14 protein-coding genes and 1 pseudogene are annotated in these 16,304 nt (G+C 66.2%); 7 read left to right on the plus strand and 8 right to left on the minus strand.

Annotated features, from left to right (window positions below):
• Positions 1-152 precede the first annotated feature (152 nt).
• From V7778_RS08095 to hemW, 5 genes are all read left to right on the plus strand, one after another.
• A complete protein-coding gene (locus V7778_RS08095; RefSeq protein ID WP_335553598.1) occupies positions 153-1,127 on the plus strand; it encodes a serine/threonine protein kinase in 975 nt (324 codons plus the stop codon).
• A gap of 9 nt (positions 1,128-1,136) precedes the next feature.
• Complete coding sequence (locus V7778_RS08100; RefSeq protein WP_335553896.1) at positions 1,137-2,063, plus strand: PP2C family protein-serine/threonine phosphatase; 927 nt, start codon at positions 1,137-1,139, stop codon at positions 2,061-2,063.
• A 12-nt stretch (positions 2,064-2,075) separates the two neighbouring features.
• The gene (rph, locus tag V7778_RS08105) at positions 2,076-2,810 is read left to right on the plus strand and encodes a ribonuclease PH (protein WP_335553601.1); all 735 of its coding nucleotides are present in this window, start codon (positions 2,076-2,078) and stop codon (positions 2,808-2,810) included.
• 117 nt (positions 2,811-2,927) lie between these two features.
• A complete protein-coding gene (gene rdgB / locus V7778_RS08110; RefSeq protein WP_335553604.1) occupies positions 2,928-3,512 on the plus strand; it encodes an RdgB/HAM1 family non-canonical purine NTP pyrophosphatase in 585 nt (194 codons plus the stop codon).
• Complete coding sequence (hemW, locus tag V7778_RS08115; protein WP_335553607.1) at positions 3,509-4,756, plus strand: radical SAM family heme chaperone HemW; 1,248 nt, start codon at positions 3,509-3,511, stop codon at positions 4,754-4,756. The genes rdgB and hemW overlap by 4 nt, the downstream gene beginning before the upstream one ends.
• Positions 4,757-4,772: 16 nt before the next feature.
• Here hemW and V7778_RS08120 read toward each other — a convergent pair whose 3' ends face one another.
• Both V7778_RS08120 and V7778_RS08125 read right to left on the minus strand, forming a co-directional pair.
• On the minus strand, positions 4,773-5,582 hold the full coding sequence (locus V7778_RS08120; RefSeq protein ID WP_335553610.1) for a hypothetical protein: 810 nt from the start codon (positions 5,580-5,582) through the stop codon (positions 4,773-4,775).
• Between the two features lie 121 nt (positions 5,583-5,703).
• Positions 5,704-6,144 carry a thioesterase family protein gene (locus tag V7778_RS08125; RefSeq protein WP_211518553.1) on the minus strand — a complete coding sequence of 147 codons (441 nt, stop codon included), beginning with the start codon at positions 6,142-6,144 and terminating at the stop codon, positions 5,704-5,706.
• Between the two features lie 194 nt (positions 6,145-6,338).
• Here V7778_RS08125 and V7778_RS08130 point away from each other — a divergent pair.
• Positions 6,339-6,742: pseudogene (locus V7778_RS08130) on the plus strand (helix-turn-helix domain-containing protein); the annotation flags it as partial.
• A 159-nt stretch (positions 6,743-6,901) separates the two neighbouring features.
• On the opposite strand, the gene V7778_RS08135 reads toward V7778_RS08130, so the two are convergent.
• Genes V7778_RS08135 through V7778_RS08145 form a run of 3 tightly spaced genes read right to left on the minus strand, consistent with a single transcriptional unit; the run spans position 6,902 to position 12,732 of the window.
• Positions 6,902-8,332 (minus strand): efflux transporter outer membrane subunit, encoded by a 1,431-nt coding sequence (locus tag V7778_RS08135; protein ID WP_335553620.1) that lies wholly within the window; start codon positions 8,330-8,332, stop codon positions 6,902-6,904.
• Entirely contained in the window at positions 8,329-11,484 is a 3,156-nt protein-coding gene (locus tag V7778_RS08140; RefSeq protein ID WP_335553622.1) for an efflux RND transporter permease subunit, read from the minus strand. The genes V7778_RS08135 and V7778_RS08140 overlap by 4 nt, the downstream gene beginning before the upstream one ends.
• A 27-nt stretch (positions 11,485-11,511) precedes the next feature.
• Positions 11,512-12,732: an efflux RND transporter periplasmic adaptor subunit gene (locus tag V7778_RS08145; protein ID WP_335553625.1), complete on the minus strand. Its 1,221-nt coding sequence runs from the start codon at positions 12,730-12,732 to the stop codon at positions 11,512-11,514.
• Between the two features lie 166 nt (positions 12,733-12,898).
• Between V7778_RS08145 and V7778_RS08150 the strand changes: the two genes are divergently transcribed.
• Complete coding sequence (locus V7778_RS08150) at positions 12,899-13,516, plus strand: TetR family transcriptional regulator (RefSeq protein WP_335553628.1); 618 nt, start codon at positions 12,899-12,901, stop codon at positions 13,514-13,516.
• Positions 13,517-13,600: 84 nt separating this feature from the next.
• Here V7778_RS08150 and tal read toward each other — a convergent pair whose 3' ends face one another.
• The 3 genes from tal to V7778_RS08165 form a co-directional block, all read right to left on the minus strand.
• On the minus strand, positions 13,601-14,530 hold the full coding sequence (gene tal, locus V7778_RS08155; RefSeq protein ID WP_335553631.1) for a transaldolase: 930 nt from the start codon (positions 14,528-14,530) through the stop codon (positions 13,601-13,603).
• Between the two features lie 217 nt (positions 14,531-14,747).
• Positions 14,748-15,245 carry a GAF domain-containing protein gene (locus V7778_RS08160; protein WP_335553633.1) on the minus strand — a complete coding sequence of 166 codons (498 nt, stop codon included), beginning with the start codon at positions 15,243-15,245 and terminating at the stop codon, positions 14,748-14,750.
• A 203-nt stretch (positions 15,246-15,448) separates the two neighbouring features.
• Positions 15,449-16,303, minus strand: coding sequence for an SIS domain-containing protein (locus V7778_RS08165; RefSeq protein WP_335553636.1), 855 nt, complete (start codon positions 16,301-16,303; stop codon positions 15,449-15,451).
• Between the last annotated feature and the right edge of the window lies 1 nt (position 16,304).

The following is a 16,304-nucleotide window of genomic DNA, read 5'->3' on the forward strand; positions in this document are numbered from 1 at the left end:
CAATGGGATCCCCGGTATTTTTAGAGCGCCTCACAAAACCCCCATGGCGGCGTTGTAGCGCTTGCCCCGAGATTTTTGTTAGACGCTCTTATTCTTTACAAAGCCGATATTTATCCACACAATCGTCCTGTTTAGCAAGGAAACCCACTTGGATGGCCGCTCAGAATAACGCACCCCTGCCCGATGGCCTGGAAATTGCCGGATACCGCATTGTAAAGAAAATTGCGTCCGGTGGGTTCAGTATTGTTTATCTGGCATATGACGGCGAAGGCAACGCGGTCGCGATCAAGGAATACCTGCCCAGTGCGCTCGCCTTGCGCCAGCCGGGCGAGCTCATACCGCTTGTTTCAAAGCCCAATCTACCGATTTTCCGCATCGGCCTGAAGTGCTTCTTCGAAGAGGGGCGCGCGCTGGCCAGGATCGTCCATCCGAACGTGGTGCGGGTGGTGAATTTCTTCCGCGCGAACGAGACGGTGTACATGGTGATGGCCTACGAATCCGGCCATACCCTGCAGGACCACATCGCGCGCGTGGCGGGGCGCGGCAGCCGCCTGGGCGAGCAATTCGTGCGCCAGGTGTTCAACGGCGTGTGCGGCGGCCTGCGCGAAGTCCACGCCAACAAGCTGCTCCACCTCGACCTCAAGCCGGCCAACATCTACCTGCGCCTGGACGGTTCGCCGCTGCTGCTGGACTTCGGCGCGGCGCGCCAGACCATCAACATCGACGCGCCGATGCTGGCACCCATGTACACCCCGGGCTTCGCCGCGCCGGAACTGGGCGCCAGGGGCGCGGCGCTCGGTCCCTGGACCGACATCTACAGCATCGGCGCGTCCATGTTCGCGTGCATGGCCTGCGCCACGCCGCAGGCGGTCGACGCGCGGAGGGTGGACGACAAGCTCCAGGCACAGATCGACGCACTTGCAATGCGCTATTCGCGCGAACTGGTGGACATGGTGCGTTCCTGCCTGGCGCTCGATCCGCTGGCGCGTCCGCAGAGCGTGTTCGCGATCCAGAAGGTCTTGCAGGCGGCGCCCGCGGTGCCGCTGCCGGAGCCGGAACCTGTTGAAGAAGAACGGGCATCCGGCTGGCGTAGCCTGGTGGGCCGCCTGGGTCTCGGCCGCAAATAAGGAGGCATGATGCAGTTTTCCGTCTACCAGCAAAGCCACATCGGCGGGCGCAAGGTCAACCAGGACCGCATGGGCTACAGCTTCACGCGCGACGCGCTGCTGCTGGTGCTGGCCGACGGCATGGGCGGGCACCTGCGCGGCGAGATCGCGGCCACCATCGCCCTGCAGACCATCTCGATGCTGTTCCGCATGCAGGCCAAACCCTACGTGAGGAAGCCCGAACGCTTCCTGGAGGAGGCGCTGCAGCAGGCGCACCGCGACATCAACGACTACGCGGCCAGGCACCAGCTGCCGGACACGCCGCGCACCACCGTGGTGGCCTGCCTGGTGCAGCACAACTACGCGATCTGGGCGCACTGTGGCGACTCGCGCCTGTACTGGCTGCGCCGCAACCAGATCCTGGCGCGCACGCGCGACCACTCGCACCTCGAATACCTGATCGAGAAAGGCCGCGCCACGGAAGCCGAGCGCAATACCCACCCGGACCGCAACAAGCTGTATAACTGCCTGGGCGCCTCCGGCACGCCGAAGGTGGAACTCTCGCGCCAGGCCAGCCTGGAGCCGGGCGACGTGCTGCTGCTGTGTTCCGATGGCCTGTGGGGCATGCTGCCCGACACCGAGATCGTGCACCGGCTCTCGACCTCCACCCTGGTGCAGGCGATTCCCGACATGGTGTCGATGGCCGCCGCGATCGGCGGCGCGCGCGCCGACAACACCACGGCGCTCGGTATCATGTGGCAAGGGGCCGATGTGCCCGGCGCCGCCACGGACAACGTCATCTCGACCCAGATGCTGCCCGAGGACGGGGTCAGCACGACGATCACCGCCGGCCAGCCGGCGCCGTCCGAGACCGACGCCTTCGACGAGGACGAAATCGAAAAGGCGATCGCCGAGATCCGCGAGGCGATCGAGAAGTCTTCCCAATTACTCAAATAAGAAAGCACATCCATGACATTTGAACACCGCCCGAGCGGGCGCGCGGTCGACCAGCTGCGCCCGATCCGCATCACGCGCCAGTACACCAAGCATGCCGAGGGTTCGGTCCTGATCGAATGCGGCGACACCAAGGTGATCTGCACCGCCAGCATCGAGGAAAAGGTGCCGCCCTTCCTGAAAGGGAAGGGGCAGGGCTGGCTGACCGCCGAATACGGCATGCTGCCGCGTTCGACCCACACCCGCATGGACCGCGAAGCCGCACGCGGCAAGCAGACCGGCCGCACCCAGGAAATCCAGCGCCTGATCGGCCGTTCGTTGCGCGCCGCCTTCGACCTGGAAGCCTTCGGCGAGCGCACCCTGCACCTGGACTGCGACGTGATCCAGGCCGACGGCGGCACCCGCACGGCCTCGATCACCGGCGCCATGGTTGCGGCCTACGACGCCTTCCAGGCCCTGGCGGGCCGCGGCATGATCGGCGCGGTGCCTGTGCGGCACTTCGTGGCCGCGATCTCGGTGGGCGTGTACCGCGGCATGCCGGTGCTGGACCTGGATTATGTCGAGGATTCGGATTGCGATACCGACATGAATGTGGTCATGACGGACACGGGGCACTTTATCGAGGTGCAGGGCACGGCCGAGGGCGCGGCGTTCGACCGGGTGGGAATGAACCGTTTGCTGGATCTGGCGCAGCTGGGCATCACCGATCTGGTGAGGCTGCAGCGGCAAGCGCTGGGCTTGGCGGTTTGATAAGTTAGCTTGGGTCCCCGCGCAGGCGGGGACCCAAGTTCGCACCGCAGCTATTAAAGCAAGCACCACCCCAAAGCAGTAAAATATCCCCCCGCCGTAAAAAACACCCACACCGCCATGACCCAACGCCTGATCCTCGCCTCCAACAACGCCGGCAAGCTGAAGGAATTCGCCCAGCTCCTCGCACCCATCGGCTTCGACCTGCACCCGCAAGGCGAATTCAACGTCCCGGAAGCGGAAGAGCCCTTCGGCACCTTCGTCGAGAATGCGCTGGCCAAGGCGCGCCATGCCGCGCGCCTGACCGGACTGCCGGCGCTGGCCGACGATTCGGGCGTGTGCGTGAACGCGCTTGGCGGCGCGCCGGGCGTGTATTCGGCGCGCTATGCGGGCGAACCGAAGTCCGACGCCCGCAACAGCGAGAAACTGGTGGCCGACCTGGCCGGCCACGCCGACAAGTCGGCCTATTACTACTGCGTGCTGGTCTATGTGCGCCACGCCGACGACCCGCAGCCGGTGATCGCCGACGGCCGTTGGAACGGCGAGATCATCGCCGAGCCGCGCGGCGCCAACGGATTCGGCTACGACCCGTACTTCCTGATTCCCTCGCTCGGCAAGACCACCGCCGAGCTGGACCCGGCGCAGAAGAACGGCATGTCGCACCGCGGCCACGCCTTGCGCGCCCTCGTCGAGAAATTGAAATGATTCCCATCAAAGTCGCGGGCCAGGCATCGGGCACAAGCGCCGGCGAACCGCGTTCGCCGGCCACCGCCGCCCTGCAGTACCTGCAGCCGGGCGCGCTGAACCTGACGGCGCTGCCGCCGCTGTCGCTCTACATCCACTGGCCCTGGTGCGTGCGCAAGTGCCCGTACTGCGACTTCAATTCGCACGAGGCCAAGGGCGAGGTGCCGGAACAGGCATACCTGGACGCGGTGCGCCTCGACCTGGAGCAGTCGCTGCCCCTGATCTGGGGCCGCAAGATCCACACCGTCTTCATCGGCGGCGGCACCCCCAGCCTGATGTCGGCCCAGGCCCTGGACCAGCTGCTGGCGATGGTGCGTACCCTGCTGCCGCTCGAGCTGGACGCCGAGGTCACGATGGAAGCCAACCCAGGCACCTTCGAGGCCGAGCGCTTCAAGGCCTACCGCGACAGCGGCGTGAACCGCCTGTCGATCGGCATCCAGAGCTTCAACCCGGCCCATCTCCAGGCCCTGGGCCGCATCCATGACGGCGGTGAAGCCCTGCGCGCGGTCGAGATCGCGAAGTCGACCTTCGACAATTTCAACCTCGACCTGATGTATGCGCTGCCGACGCAGACGCTGGAGGAAGCGCGGCGCGACCTGGAGACGGCGCTGTCCTTCGCGCCACCGCACCTGTCGCTCTACCACCTGACGATGGAACCGAACACGGTCTTCGCCAAGTACCCGCCCCAGCTGCCGGACGACGATGCCAGCGCCGACATGCAGGACATGATCGCTGAGCTGACCGCGGCCGCCGGCTACGAGCACTACGAAGTGTCGGCCTACGCGCGCAAGGGCCGCCGCGCGCGCCACAACCTGAATTACTGGCAGTTCGGCGACTACCTGGGCATCGGCGCCGGCGCGCACTCGAAGCTCTCCTTCCCGCACCGCATCCTGCGCCAGGCGCGCTTCAAGCAGCCGGCTTCCTACATGGAAGCGGCGCAGCGCGGCAACCCGGTGCAGGAAGAACGCGAGCTCTCCCGCGCCGAAATGGGCTTCGAATTCATGCTCAATACGCTGCGCCTGGTGGACGGCTTCGATCCGAATTTGTTCGGCGAACGCACCGGCATGAGCATCAGCGCCATCGCCAGGGACCTCGACGCGGCCGAGGCCAAGGGCTTGCTCTACCGCGACCACAAGCTGATCCGCCCGACCGAACTGGGCCAGCGCTTCCTGAACGACTTGCAGGAGATGTTCCTGGCCGACTGAGGCCGGAGGAAGACCGTCAGGTCCGCACCGCGCCTGCCAGTGCGGTGAGGGTGCGCGCCAGGCCGGTGACCGTGCGCGCCATGCCCTCGACATCCACCTTGTCGGCGTCCACCGTGGTCTCGTGATAGGGATAGCCCAGGAAACCGGTGTCGGTCACCAGCAGGGCGGGGTAGGCGCCGAGATGGGGCGTGGTGGGCTTGCCGTGGCTGGACAGCGTCATGCCCATCACGTGGGCCGGCGCCGCCAGGCCATGCTCGAGCGTATCCGGCTGCTCCTTGAAGGCGGCCAGCGCCTGGCGCACCCGCGCCGACGAGGCCATGGTGCCGGCGAAGGCGACGAAGTTTCCCGCACCGTTGCCTGCACCGCTGCCCGCACTATTGCCCACAGCGGCCGCGGAGCCGCCCGGACCCGGTGCGGCGTGGTCGAGGAAGAACACGAACCTGATTTCGGTGCCGCGGCTGGGCTGCACGGTCTTCAGCAAGCGCGCCAGCTCCAGCACCGCCGCCGTGCCGCTGCCGCGGTCGCCGACCAGGAAGACACGCTCGGGCCGCGCGCCCGGCGCCACATTGCGCAGCGCGACCTCGATGCTGCGCAGCCTGCGTCCGCCCGCGTCCTGCGCCACATGCGCGGGGGCGTAGCCGAAGGCCTTCAGCGCGCTCTCGATGTAGCGCCCGGAAGCATCGTGCTTCGTTGCGGAGGTCGCTTCCACGTGCGCGCGCAGGCGCGCCGACAGCGGCGGCGCTGCGGGGGCGGAATCGATTTCCGCCGTGATCAGCGCCAGCACGATGGCAAGCAGGATCGCAATCAGCTTCCAGTGTGAATGCAAGAATTGTCGCATGGCCGGCAGGCGCCCGAGGCGCCAGTCCTAACGCGGTCGATGCGTCCAGTGTAGCCAAATCGCTGACGCATTGCGTGCGCCGGAGCGCAATTCCGCGCTTCAACAAGCCTCAGCGCGCGCTGCCCGGGAGGACCGCGAAATCCTCGGTACGCGCCAGGCTGCGCAGCAGGTCGGCCAGCTCGGGCGGCGGCACCGCCAGCTTGCGCTGGCGTAGGTCGAACCATCCGCCCAGCGACGTCACGCGCGCGCACAGCACGCCGTCGCGGTAGAAGGTGTTCTGCAGGTTCATGCGGCTGGCGTCCTCGGACAGGCCCGCCATCGCGAAGGTCACCGTGATCTCGTCGAGCAGGCGGCATTCGCGGAAGTACTCGATCTGGTCGCGCATCACGACCGGCCCCAGCTGCAGGCGCATGAACTCGGACATCGGAAAACCGTGCTCGGCGAAATACATCATGCGTACGTCGGCCGACTTGTCGAGGTAGGCGGTATTGCGCATGTGCGCATTGAAATCCATGTCGCCCCATCCGGCGACCAGGGTTTTCTGGAACATGGTGTGTACTCCTTCTTGAAACGTGGCGTCACTGTACAGGGGAGGGGCGCGGCGGGATACTGGCAGAATTGACTATATCGATACCGGGTTTGCCATGCGCATCGCCGTTCTCGCCCTGGATGGGGTGTTCGACACCGGATTGGCGACGGTGCTCGATGCCTTCCGCACCGCCAACGAGCTGGCAGGCATGTCGCCCAATGCGCATGCGCCTGGTGGCGCGCTACCTGATCGTGGACGCGCGGCCGAGCCAGAGCGCCTATGTGATCTCCGACCACCTGCTCCATGACGATCCACTGGTCAGCCGTTTCGACCGCTGGGCGCGCGAGCACCTGGCCGAGCGCTTCAGCCTGGACGCGGCGGCGGCCGCACTGGCGACCAGCAAACGGACCCTGGCGCGCAGGCTGGACGAGACGCTGGGGAAGACGCCGGTGGAACATGTGCAGGACTTGCGGGTGGAGCGGGCGGTGCATTGCTCAGGACGAGCGATGTGGCGGTGGAGCGGATTGCGGAGCAGGTAGGGTACAAGGATGGGGTGACGCTGCGGTCCTTGCTGCGCAAGCGGTTGGGCAAGGGCGTGCGCGAGTTGCGGAGCACATGAGCTTGGGTCCCCGCCTTCGCGGGGATGACGGTCTCTAAGCTGCGGACAAGGATGACTTTGCGTTGGCTCTCGCACGTCATCCCCGCGAAGGCGGGGACCCAAGTTCTGCATGCACACCACAAAATAAAAACGGGCCCGCAGGCCCGTTCCGATACCAGCTCAGCGCGCCGCCACCGGCGTCGCAGGCTCCGTCCACCCACCCCCCAGCACGCGGTACAAACTCACCTGGTTCTGCAAGCGCAACAGGTTCGCCTGGATCGCCAGCTGCTGCGCCTGGAACAGCGAACGCTGCGCGTCCAGCAAATCGAGGTAGCTGGCCGCGCCGTTGCGGTAGCGCAGGTCCGACAGGTTGAAACGATCGGCTTCCGCTTCCGCCACCGCACGCTGGGCGCGCAGCTGCTCGCTGAAGGTGGCCTGGCCCGCCAGCGCATCCGCCACTTCGCGGAACGCGGTCTGGATCGAGCGTTCGTACTGCGCCACCGCCACGTCGCGCTGGGCCTTGGCACCACCCAGCACTGCCGTGTTGCGGCCGTAGTCGAAGATCGGCAGGATCGCCTGCGGCGCGAAGGTCCAGCCATACGAGCCGCTCTTGAACAGGCCGGAGAGCTCGGTGCTGGCGCTGCCGACGCTGCCCGTCAGCGTAATGCGCGGGAAGAAGTTGGCGCGCGCCGCGCCGATGTTGGCGTTGGCCGCGATCAGCTGCTGCTCGGCCGCGCGGATGTCCGGACGGCTGGCGAGCAGGTCCGAGGGCAGGCCGGCCGGCAGCTCGGGCAGCTCGGTCGACGCCAGGGTGGCGCCGGCCGGGTTTTCCGCAATCGGCTGGCCCACCAGCAGGGTGAGCAGGTTGATGTCCTGCGCGCGCTGGCGCTGGGCTTGCGCCAGGGTGGTGCGCGCGGTCTCGACCAGCGAGCGCGATTGCTGCACTTCCAGGCGCGAGGACACGCCGTTCTCGAAACGGAGCTGGGTCAGCTTGTCCGATTCCTCGCGGGTCTGCACGGTGCGCTGGGCCAGCGACAGCAGTTCCTCGTCCGCCAGCAGCTGCAGGTAGGCGTTGGCGACCGAGGCGATCAGGCTGATCTGCGTGGTCTTGCGCGCTTCCTCGGTGGCCAGGTACTGCGCCAGCGCGGCATCCGACAGGTTGCGCACGCGCCCGAACAGATCGAGCTCGAAGGCCGACACGGTCAGGCCGGCCTGGTAGACGCTGTTGATCGGCTCGTCCTCGCCGGTGGTCTGGCGCTGGCCGGTAATGGCCGCGCCCACGGTCGGCAGGCGGTCGGCGCGCTGGATGCGGTACTGCGAGCGCGCGCCCTCGATGTTGGCGATGGCGATGCGCAGGTCGCGGTTGTTGGCGAGCGCCTGTTCGATCAGCTGCTTCAGGCGCGCGTCGGCGAAGAAGCGCTGCCATTCGATGGCCGCCGGCGCCTCGCCGGCCGCCGGGCTGGCGGGGGCCGTGGCGGCGCGCGGCGCCTCGGGGAAGCTGGCGGCCACCGGCGCCTGCGGACGCTCGTACTTGGGGGCCAGCGACATGCAGCCTGCCAGCGCCATGGCCAGCGCCAGCGGAGTCACGATGAGTTTGATGCGTTTGATCATATTTTCTTGTCCTCGACGAGGGTTTCTTCTTCATGCGCGTACTTCTTGCGCTGGCGCTCGCTGCCCTTGAAGAACTTGCGGATCACGACGAAGAACACCGGAACGAAGAGCACGCCCAGGGCCGTCGCGGTGATCATGCCGCCCATCACGCCGGTACCGATCGCGCGCTGCGATGCGGAGCCCGCACCGCCGGCGATCACCAGCGGCAGCACGCCCAGGATGAAGGCCAGCGAGGTCATGATGATCGGGCGGAAGCGCAGGTGCGCCGCCTGGATCGCCGCTTCCATCGGCGACTTGCCTTGCGCCTGCAGGTCCTTGGCGAACTCGATGATCAGCACCGCGTTCTTCGCCGCCAGGCCGATGATGGTCACCAGGCCGATCTTGAAGTACACGTCGTTCGGATAACCGCGCAGCATGGCGGCCAGGATCGCGCCGAGCACGCCCAGCGGCACCACCAGCAGCACCGCGGCAGGAATCGACCAGCTCTCGTACAGCGCCGCCAGCGCCAGGAAGATCGCCAGCATCGAGAAGGCCATCAGGATGCCCATGGTCGAGCCGGAGAGCTTTTCCTCGCGCGACTGGCCGGTCCACTCGAAAGCGAAGCCCGAGGGCAGCTGGGACGCCAGGCGTTCCATCTCGGCCATCGCGTCGCCGGTCGAGTAGCCGGGCTTGGAGTCGCCCGCGATGCTCATCGCCGGATAGCCGTTGTAGCGGATGGTCTGCATCGGGCCGGTGATCCAGCGCGTGGTGGCGAAGGACGACAGCGGCACCGGCTGGCCCTGGACGTTGAGCGCGTTCAGGCGCAGCAGGTCGTCCGGCTGCATGCGGGCGCTGGCCTCGGCCTGCACCACGACCCGCTGCAGGCGGCCGGCGTTCGGGAAGTCGTTCACGTAGGACGAACCGAGCGAGGTCGAGATCGCGGTATTGATGGCGTCGAAAGTCACGCCCAGGGCCTGCGCCTTGTCGCGGTCGATGTCGAGCATCACCTGCGGCGCGTCTTCCAGGCCTTCCGGACGCACGCCGGCCAGGATCGGGCTTTGCGCCGCCATGCCGAGCAGCTGGTTGCGCGCGGCCAGCAGGGCGTTGTGGCCGTTGCCGCCGCGGTCCTGCAGGCGGAAGGTGAAGCCGGTGCCGCGGCCCAGTTCGGGAATCGGCGGCGGCGACAGCGCGAAGATGAAGGCGTCGCGCACGCCGGACAGGCCGCCCATGATGCGGCCGGCCAGCGCCTGCGCGCTCGAGCCGTCGCCCTTGCGCTCGTCCCAGTCCTTGAGGGGAATGAAGGCCAGCGCCATGTTCTGGCCGGAACCGGAGAACGAGAAGCCCAGCACGCTGACCATGTTGGCCACTTCCGGCTGCTTCATGACGAAGCCTTCGACCTGGCGCATCACTTCGCTGGTGCGTTCCTGGGTGGCGCCCGGCGGCAGCTGGATGTTGGCGATCACGTAGCCCTGGTCCTCGTTCGGCAGGAAGGAGTTCGGCATGCGCGTGAACAGCAGGGCGACCACGCCGGTGACGACCACGAACACCAGCATCGCGCGGCCGGTGCCGCGCAGCAGGCGCGCGACCCAGCTCTCGTAGTTCTTGGCGGTGGCCGTGAACTTGCGGTTGAACCAGCCGAAGAAGCCCTTCTTTTCGTGGTGGTGGCCCGCTTCGACGGGTTTCAGCAGGTGGGCGCACAGCGCCGGAGTCAGGGTCAGCGCCAGGAAGGCCGAGAAGGCGATCGAGGACACCATGACGGCCGCGAACTGGCGGTAGATGTTGCCGACCGCGCCGCCGAAGAAGGCCAGCGGCACGAACACCGACATCAGGACCACGGTCACGCCGATGATCGCGCCCGAGATCTGGCCCATCGCCTTGCGCGTCGCGGCCAGCGGGTGCAGGCCTTCCTCGCTCATGATGCGTTCGACGTTTTCGACCACCACGATGGCGTCGTCGACCACGATACCGATCACCAGCACCATGCCGAACATGGTGAGCACGTTGATCGAGAAGCCCAGCGCCAGAAGGGTGGCCAGGGAGCCGAGCAGGGCGACCGGCACCACGATGGTCGGGATCAGGGTATAGCGGATGTTCTGCAGGAACAGGTACATCACCAGGAACACCAGCACGATCGCTTCGATCAGGGTATGCACCACCTGCTCGATCGAGATGTCAATGAACTTCGAGCTGTCGAACGGGATCGCGTACTTCATCCCGGCCGGGAAGAACTTCGACAGTTCTTCCATCCGGGTCTTGATCAGCTTCGCGGTTTCCAGCGCGTTGCCGGACGGCGCCAGCTGGATACCGATACCGGTCGAGGGCTTGCCGTTCAGGCGCGCCGAGGTCGAATAGGCCTGCCCCCCGATCTCGATGCGCGCCACGTCGCGCAGGCGCACGGTGGAGCCGTCCGGATTTGCACGCAGCACGATGTTGCCGAACTGTTCGACGGTGTTCAACTGGCCGGTCACGACCACGGTCGCGTTGATTTCCTGGCCGGCGGCGAGCGGCAGTTCGCCGATGGTGCCCGAGGCCACCTGGGCGTTCTGGCTGCGGATGGCGTTGTTGACGTCGGCGGGAGACAGGCGCAAGCCCACCAGCTTGGCCGGATCGATCCAGACGCGCATGGCGCGCTCGGTACCGAACAGCTGCGCGGTGCCGACGCCCTTGATGCGCTGGAGTTCAGGCAGCACGGTGCGCGAGGCATAGTCGCCCAGCGCGATCGGGTCCCACTTCGGATCGTCGGACGACAGGATGGTGAACAGCAGGAAGTTGGCGCGCACCTTGTCGACGCGCACGCCTTGCTGGTTCACCGCCTGCGGCAGGCGCGGGGCCGCGCGCGACAGGCGGTTCTGCACGTCCACCTGGGCCAGGTCGGGATCGGTGCCGGTTTCGAAGGTGAGGGTGATCGAGCCGCTGCCGTTGGCGGAGCTGCTCGACTCCATGTAGATCAGGCCCGGCGAACCGTTCATCTCGCGCTCGATGACGGAGATGACCGAGTCTTCCAGGGTCTGGGCCGATGCGCCCGGATAGGCGGCATTGATCACGATCGATGGCGGAGCCACGTTCGGATACTGGGCGATCGGCAGCTGGGTGATCGAGACGCCGCCGATCACCATGATGAACAGCGCGATCACCCAGGCGAAAATAGGGCGGTCAATGAAAAAACGTGCCATTGGAGGTTCCTGTTCTTGTTCTGCGGCTTACTTCGCTGCCGGCGCGGCTGGCGCGGCGGCGGTGGCGGTGGCGGCCTTCGGCGTCCACGGCACCACCTTGACCGGGGTGCCCGGCGGCAGCATCTGCAGCTTCTGGAAGCCGTCGACCATCACGCGTTCGCCTTCCTTCAGGCCTTCGGTGACGACCCAGTTCTGGCCCTGCTGCGATGCGATCTTGACGGTGCGCGGGGCCGGCTTGTTGTCGGCGCCGATCACGGTCAGGCTGTCGCCCTGGGCGCCGCCGCGGGTCACGGCCTGCTGCGGCACCAGGATCCCGTTCGGCAGCTCGGCCTGGGCCAGGCGTACGCGCACGTACTGGCCCGGCAGCAGGGCGTTGTCCGCGTTCGGCACGGTGGCGCGCAGGGTCACCTGGCCGGTGCTCGGGTCCACGGTCACGTCCGAGAACAGCAGCTTGCCGCGCACCGGCATCTCGGTGCCGTCGTCCAGCATCACGGTGACCGGCAGGCCGGAGGCCTTGTTGGCGCCGCCGGCCTGCTTGCGCAGGCGCTGCAGTTCGCTGGCCGACTGGGTGATGTTCAGGTACATCGGGTTGGTCTGCTGGATCAGCGCCATTTCGGTGGCTTCGGCGGCGGACACCAGCGCGCCTTCGGTCACCAGGGCGCGGCCGATGCGGCCCGAGATCGGCGCGTAGACGTTGGAGTAGCCGAGGTTGATCTGCGAGACGCGCAGCTGGGCCCTGGCCGCGGCCACTTCGGCTTCGGCGGTCTTCTGGGCCGCGACGGCGTTGGTGTATTCCTGCTCGCTGATCGCCTTGGCTTCGGCCAGCGGCTTGTAGCGGTTGGCCTGGGCCGTGGCCTGGTTCAGGGTCGCCTGGGCGCGCGCCAGCGCCGCCTGGCTGCTGCTAAGCTGGGCCTGGTAGGGCGCGGGGTCGATCTGGAACAGCGATTGGCCTTGCTTGACTTCGCTACCCTCGGTGAACAGGCGCTTCAGGACGACGCCGTTGACGCGGGCGCGCACCTGGGCGGTGCGCACGGGTTCGACGCGTGCCGGCAGTTCGGTCTGCAGGGCGACCGGTTCGAATTTGGTGGTGATGACGCCGACTTCCGGGGCCGGCATCTGGCCGCCAGGGCCGCCGGCGCCCGGGGCGGCGCCGTCCTTCTTGCCGCAAGCGGACAGCAGCACCAGGGCCGCCAGGGTGCCGGCGGCGATCCGGGTCATGGACAGGGAAGAGGAGTGGGCAGAGCGCATTAATGCTTCCTTCTAGGTAGTGAACAGGATGATGACTCACTCACAGAACGACAACTTCTCTCTTGTGACCGGTATCATCGCTGGCTTTTGCAGTTAGTTTTATATACTATCACGATTGTATGTAAGTTGTTTTCGGCATCCCGATTTTTCGTATAGGCGTTCAAAAATGGCCCGTCGTACCAAGGAAGAAGCGGCCGCGACCCGCGACAGTATTCTAGACGCAGCAGAAATATTGTTCGCGAAACAAGGCGTGTCCAGGACAACGCTGCAGCATATCGCAAGCGCCGCAGGGGTGACGCGCGGCGCCATCTATTGGCATTTCCTGGACAAGGGCGCCTTGTTCAACGCCATGATGGACCGCGCCAAGTTCCCCATCGACGAGGCGATGCAGGTGCTGGAGCAGCGCGAGCTCGATGATCCGCTGCAGTGCCTGCGCGACGAGATGATGACGGTGCTGCGCATCGTCGCCGAGGACGAGAAGGCCCGCCGCGTGTTCGAGATCGCGACCCTGAAGACCGAGTTCGTGGACGAGGTGGACTCGGTGCGCGCGCGCCGCCGGGAGTCGATCGGGATGTGGAAGGAAAAGATGGAAGGCCACCTGAAGCAGGCCAAGGGCAAGGGCATGCTGCGGCCCGAGGTCGGCACGCACGAGGCGGCGATGGGCGGGTGGATCATGATCGATGGCTTGATCCGCAACTGGATCTTCGAGCCGACCAGCTTCGACCTGATGGCGCTGGGCGGGCATGTGGTGGATACCTACCTGGCGGGTTTGAAGGCCTGCTGACCTAGGGGCGGCGGCAGCGCCGCCAACCCTACAAACAACAACGCCGCCCGAAGGCGGCGTTCTCATGTGCGCGCAGCGTGACGTTTAACGCATCTCGGCAATCATCTTCTTCAGCTTGATCGAATCCGCCACGAAGGCGCGGATGCCTTCGGCCAGCTTCTCGGTGCCCATCGCGTCTTCGTTCAGCATGAAGCGGAAGGTCTTCTCGTCGATGTCGATCTTGGCGATGTCGGCGTTCGCGTCATGGGTCAGCTTGCGCTCGACCGGCGCATCGCTGTCGGCCAGCTTTTGCAGCAGGTCCGGCGAGATGGTCAGCAGGTCGCAGCCGGCCAATTCCAGGATCTGCGAGGTGTTGCGGAAGCTCGCGCCCATGACTTCGGTCTTGTAGCCGAACTTCTGGTAGTACTGGTAGATGCGCTTGACCGACTGCACACCCGGATCGTCGGCGCCGGTGTAGTCAGTGCCGGTCGACTTCTTGTACCAGTCGTAGATGCGGCCGACGAAGGGCGAGATCAGCTGCACGCCCGCTTCGGCGCAGGCCACGGCCTGGCACAGCGAGAACAGCAGGGTCAGGTTGCAGTGGATGCCCTCCTTCTCCAGGATCTCGGCGGCGCGGATGCCTTCCCAGGTCGAGGCGATCTTGATCAGGACGCGCTCGCGCGACACGCCGGCCTTCTCGTACAGCGCGATCAGCTCGCGGCCCTTGGCGACGGTGGCTTCCGTGTCGAAGGACAGGGCGGCATCGATCTCGGTCGAGACGCGGCCCGGCACGTACTTCAGGATCTCGACGCCGAAACCGATCAGGAGGTTGTCGACGATTTCGTCGATCTCCGCGTGCGGCGCGTCGGCGATGGCCTTTTCCAGCAGCGGGCGGTATTCCGGCTTTTGCACGGCCTTCAGGATCAGCGACGGGTTGGTGGTCGCGTCCTGCGGGGCGTAGGCCTTGATCGACTGGAAGTCGCCGGTGTCGGCGACCACGGTGGTATATTGCTTGAGCTGTTCGAGTTGGTTCATGGTGGGTCTCGGTGTTGGGTGAGGTGTAGCTTGTATTTTAATGCGGGGGCGTCGGTTGGGGAACTTGGGTCCCCGCCTGCGCGGGGAGTCATTGCCGCCAGTGGCGGGAATGACGTTTCACATGCTACGGCCCTCGGTTTTTCCGCGAGCCCGCTCTCCAAGAGTCGTCATTCCCGCGAAGGCGGGAACCAAAGTTTGCTGGCAAACCGACAACGTATCAGCAATCCGTCCCCTCAAGGAAGGCCGCCACCATCCGCTCTAGCCCAACGCGATCCTCTTCCGAGAAGCGATCCACCTTGGGGCTATCGATATCGAACACGCCAATCAGCTTGTCGCCCTTGATCAGCGGAATCACGATCTCCGACGCCGACGCCGAATCGCAGGCGATATGCCCCGGAAACGCGTGCACGTCCGGCACCACGATGGTCTTGCGCTCGACAGCCGTCGCGCCGCACACGCCGCGGCCGAAGGGAATGCGGGCGCAGGCGGGCTTGCCCTGGAAGGGGCCGACCAGCAGGTCCTGGCCGTCGCCTTTTTTCGCGGGCACGGCCAGGTAGAAACCGGCCCAGTTCAGGTCGGCGAGGGTATCGTATACCAGGGCGGAGAATTGCGCGGCGTTCGCGGTCAGGTCGCGTTCGCCTTCGAGGACGCTGGTGACCTGGCGGACCAGCAGGTCGTAGTCGGGGCGGGTGCTGCGTTCGGGGTTGATGTGCATGGCGGGAGGCGATGGACTGTCGAAACCCGGTATTTTACACCTGTGCTGCAAGTTGGCTGAGATGGTACGCCGGCGAACTTGGGTCCCCGCCTGCGCGGGGATGACGGATGAAGGGTGCGTGTCAAAAGTTGGCTGCGCTTGATTCGCTACCCTTAAAACCGTCATTCCCGCGAAGGCGGGAACCTCAGTTTCGATGAGCAGCGTTAGCCAATAAACGAATCAAACTGCATATCAAACTCCTGCAGCGCCTTCTGCGCATTCTGCATCTTCTTGCGGAATTCCGGCCCCCGCCGCAGCGCCAGCCCCACGGCCAGCACATCGATGACAACCAGATAAGCCAGCCGCGCCGAAATCGGCGTATACGGGTCGATGGCAAACACCAGGTCGATGGGAATGAAGAGCGTCGCCATCTCCGCCAGCGGCGTCCCGGACGGCGCCAGCACGATCACTTCCGCGCCGCCCTGGCGCGCCAGCTTGGCCGAGCGGGTCAGCGCCGGGTTGTTCCCGCGCTGCGAGATCGCCACCACCGCGTCGCCCTCGCGCAGCAGGGCCGCCGCGATGGAGTGGATGGCCGGATCCGTATAGGACACGGTCGGCACGCCCGAGCGGAAGAACTTGTGCTGCGCATCCGCCGCCACGAAGCCGGAGGTCCCCTGGCCATAGAACTCGATCTTGTTGGCCCGCGACAAGATGTCGAGCGCCTTCTGGATCAGTTCCGGCTTGAGGTTGTTGCGCAGGTCGAGCAGGGTGTTGATGGAGCGGCTGCAGATCTTGTTGATCAGGTCCGCCGCCAGGTCGTCCTGGGTCGGCTGCTCGTTGGCGCCCGGCAGGGCCAGGGCCAGGCCTTGCGCCAGCTTGAGCTTGAACTCGTGCCAGCCTTCGTAGCCGAGCGTGCGGCAGAAGCGCACCACGGTCGGCTCGGACACTTGCGCGCTCTTGGCCAGCGCCGTGATGTTCTGGCTGACCGTCGCGGACGGGGCGGCGAGCACCGCGAGCGCCACCTTGCGCTCCGACTTGGAGAGCGAATCGAGCTGGGTGCGGATCGAGTCGAGCAGCATG

Source organism: Massilia sp. DD77 (assembly GCF_036961685.1).
Classification (GTDB): Bacteria; Pseudomonadota; Gammaproteobacteria; order Burkholderiales; family Burkholderiaceae_D; genus Telluria.

Excerpts from the sequence above, each read along its gene's own strand:
- V7778_RS08145 (WP_335553625.1), bottom strand. The coding sequence starts at position 12,732 with ATGCGCTCTGCCCACTCCTCTTCCCTGTCCATGACCCGGATCGCCGCC.
- V7778_RS08095 (WP_335553598.1), top strand. The coding sequence starts at position 153 with ATGGCCGCTCAGAATAACGCACCCCTGCCCGATGGCCTGGAAATTGCC.
- tal (WP_335553631.1), bottom strand. The coding sequence starts at position 14,530 with ATGAACCAACTCGAACAGCTCAAGCAATATACCACCGTGGTCGCCGAC.
- V7778_RS08160 (WP_335553633.1), bottom strand. The coding sequence starts at position 15,245 with ATGCACATCAACCCCGAACGCAGCACCCGCCCCGACTACGACCTGCTG.
- rph (WP_335553601.1), top strand. The coding sequence starts at position 2,076 with ATGACATTTGAACACCGCCCGAGCGGGCGCGCGGTCGACCAGCTGCGC.
- hemW (WP_335553607.1), top strand. The coding sequence starts at position 3,509 with ATGATTCCCATCAAAGTCGCGGGCCAGGCATCGGGCACAAGCGCCGGC.
- V7778_RS08125 (WP_211518553.1), bottom strand. The coding sequence starts at position 6,144 with ATGTTCCAGAAAACCCTGGTCGCCGGATGGGGCGACATGGATTTCAAT.
- V7778_RS08140 (WP_335553622.1), bottom strand. The coding sequence starts at position 11,484 with ATGGCACGTTTTTTCATTGACCGCCCTATTTTCGCCTGGGTGATCGCG.
- V7778_RS08100 (WP_335553896.1), top strand. The coding sequence starts at position 1,137 with ATGCAGTTTTCCGTCTACCAGCAAAGCCACATCGGCGGGCGCAAGGTC.
- V7778_RS08165 (WP_335553636.1), bottom strand. The coding sequence starts at position 16,303 with ATGCTGCTCGACTCGATCCGCACCCAGCTCGATTCGCTCTCCAAGTCG.
- V7778_RS08150 (WP_335553628.1), top strand. The coding sequence starts at position 12,899 with ATGGCCCGTCGTACCAAGGAAGAAGCGGCCGCGACCCGCGACAGTATT.
- V7778_RS08135 (WP_335553620.1), bottom strand. The coding sequence starts at position 8,332 with ATGATCAAACGCATCAAACTCATCGTGACTCCGCTGGCGCTGGCCATG.
- rdgB (WP_335553604.1), top strand. The coding sequence starts at position 2,928 with ATGACCCAACGCCTGATCCTCGCCTCCAACAACGCCGGCAAGCTGAAG.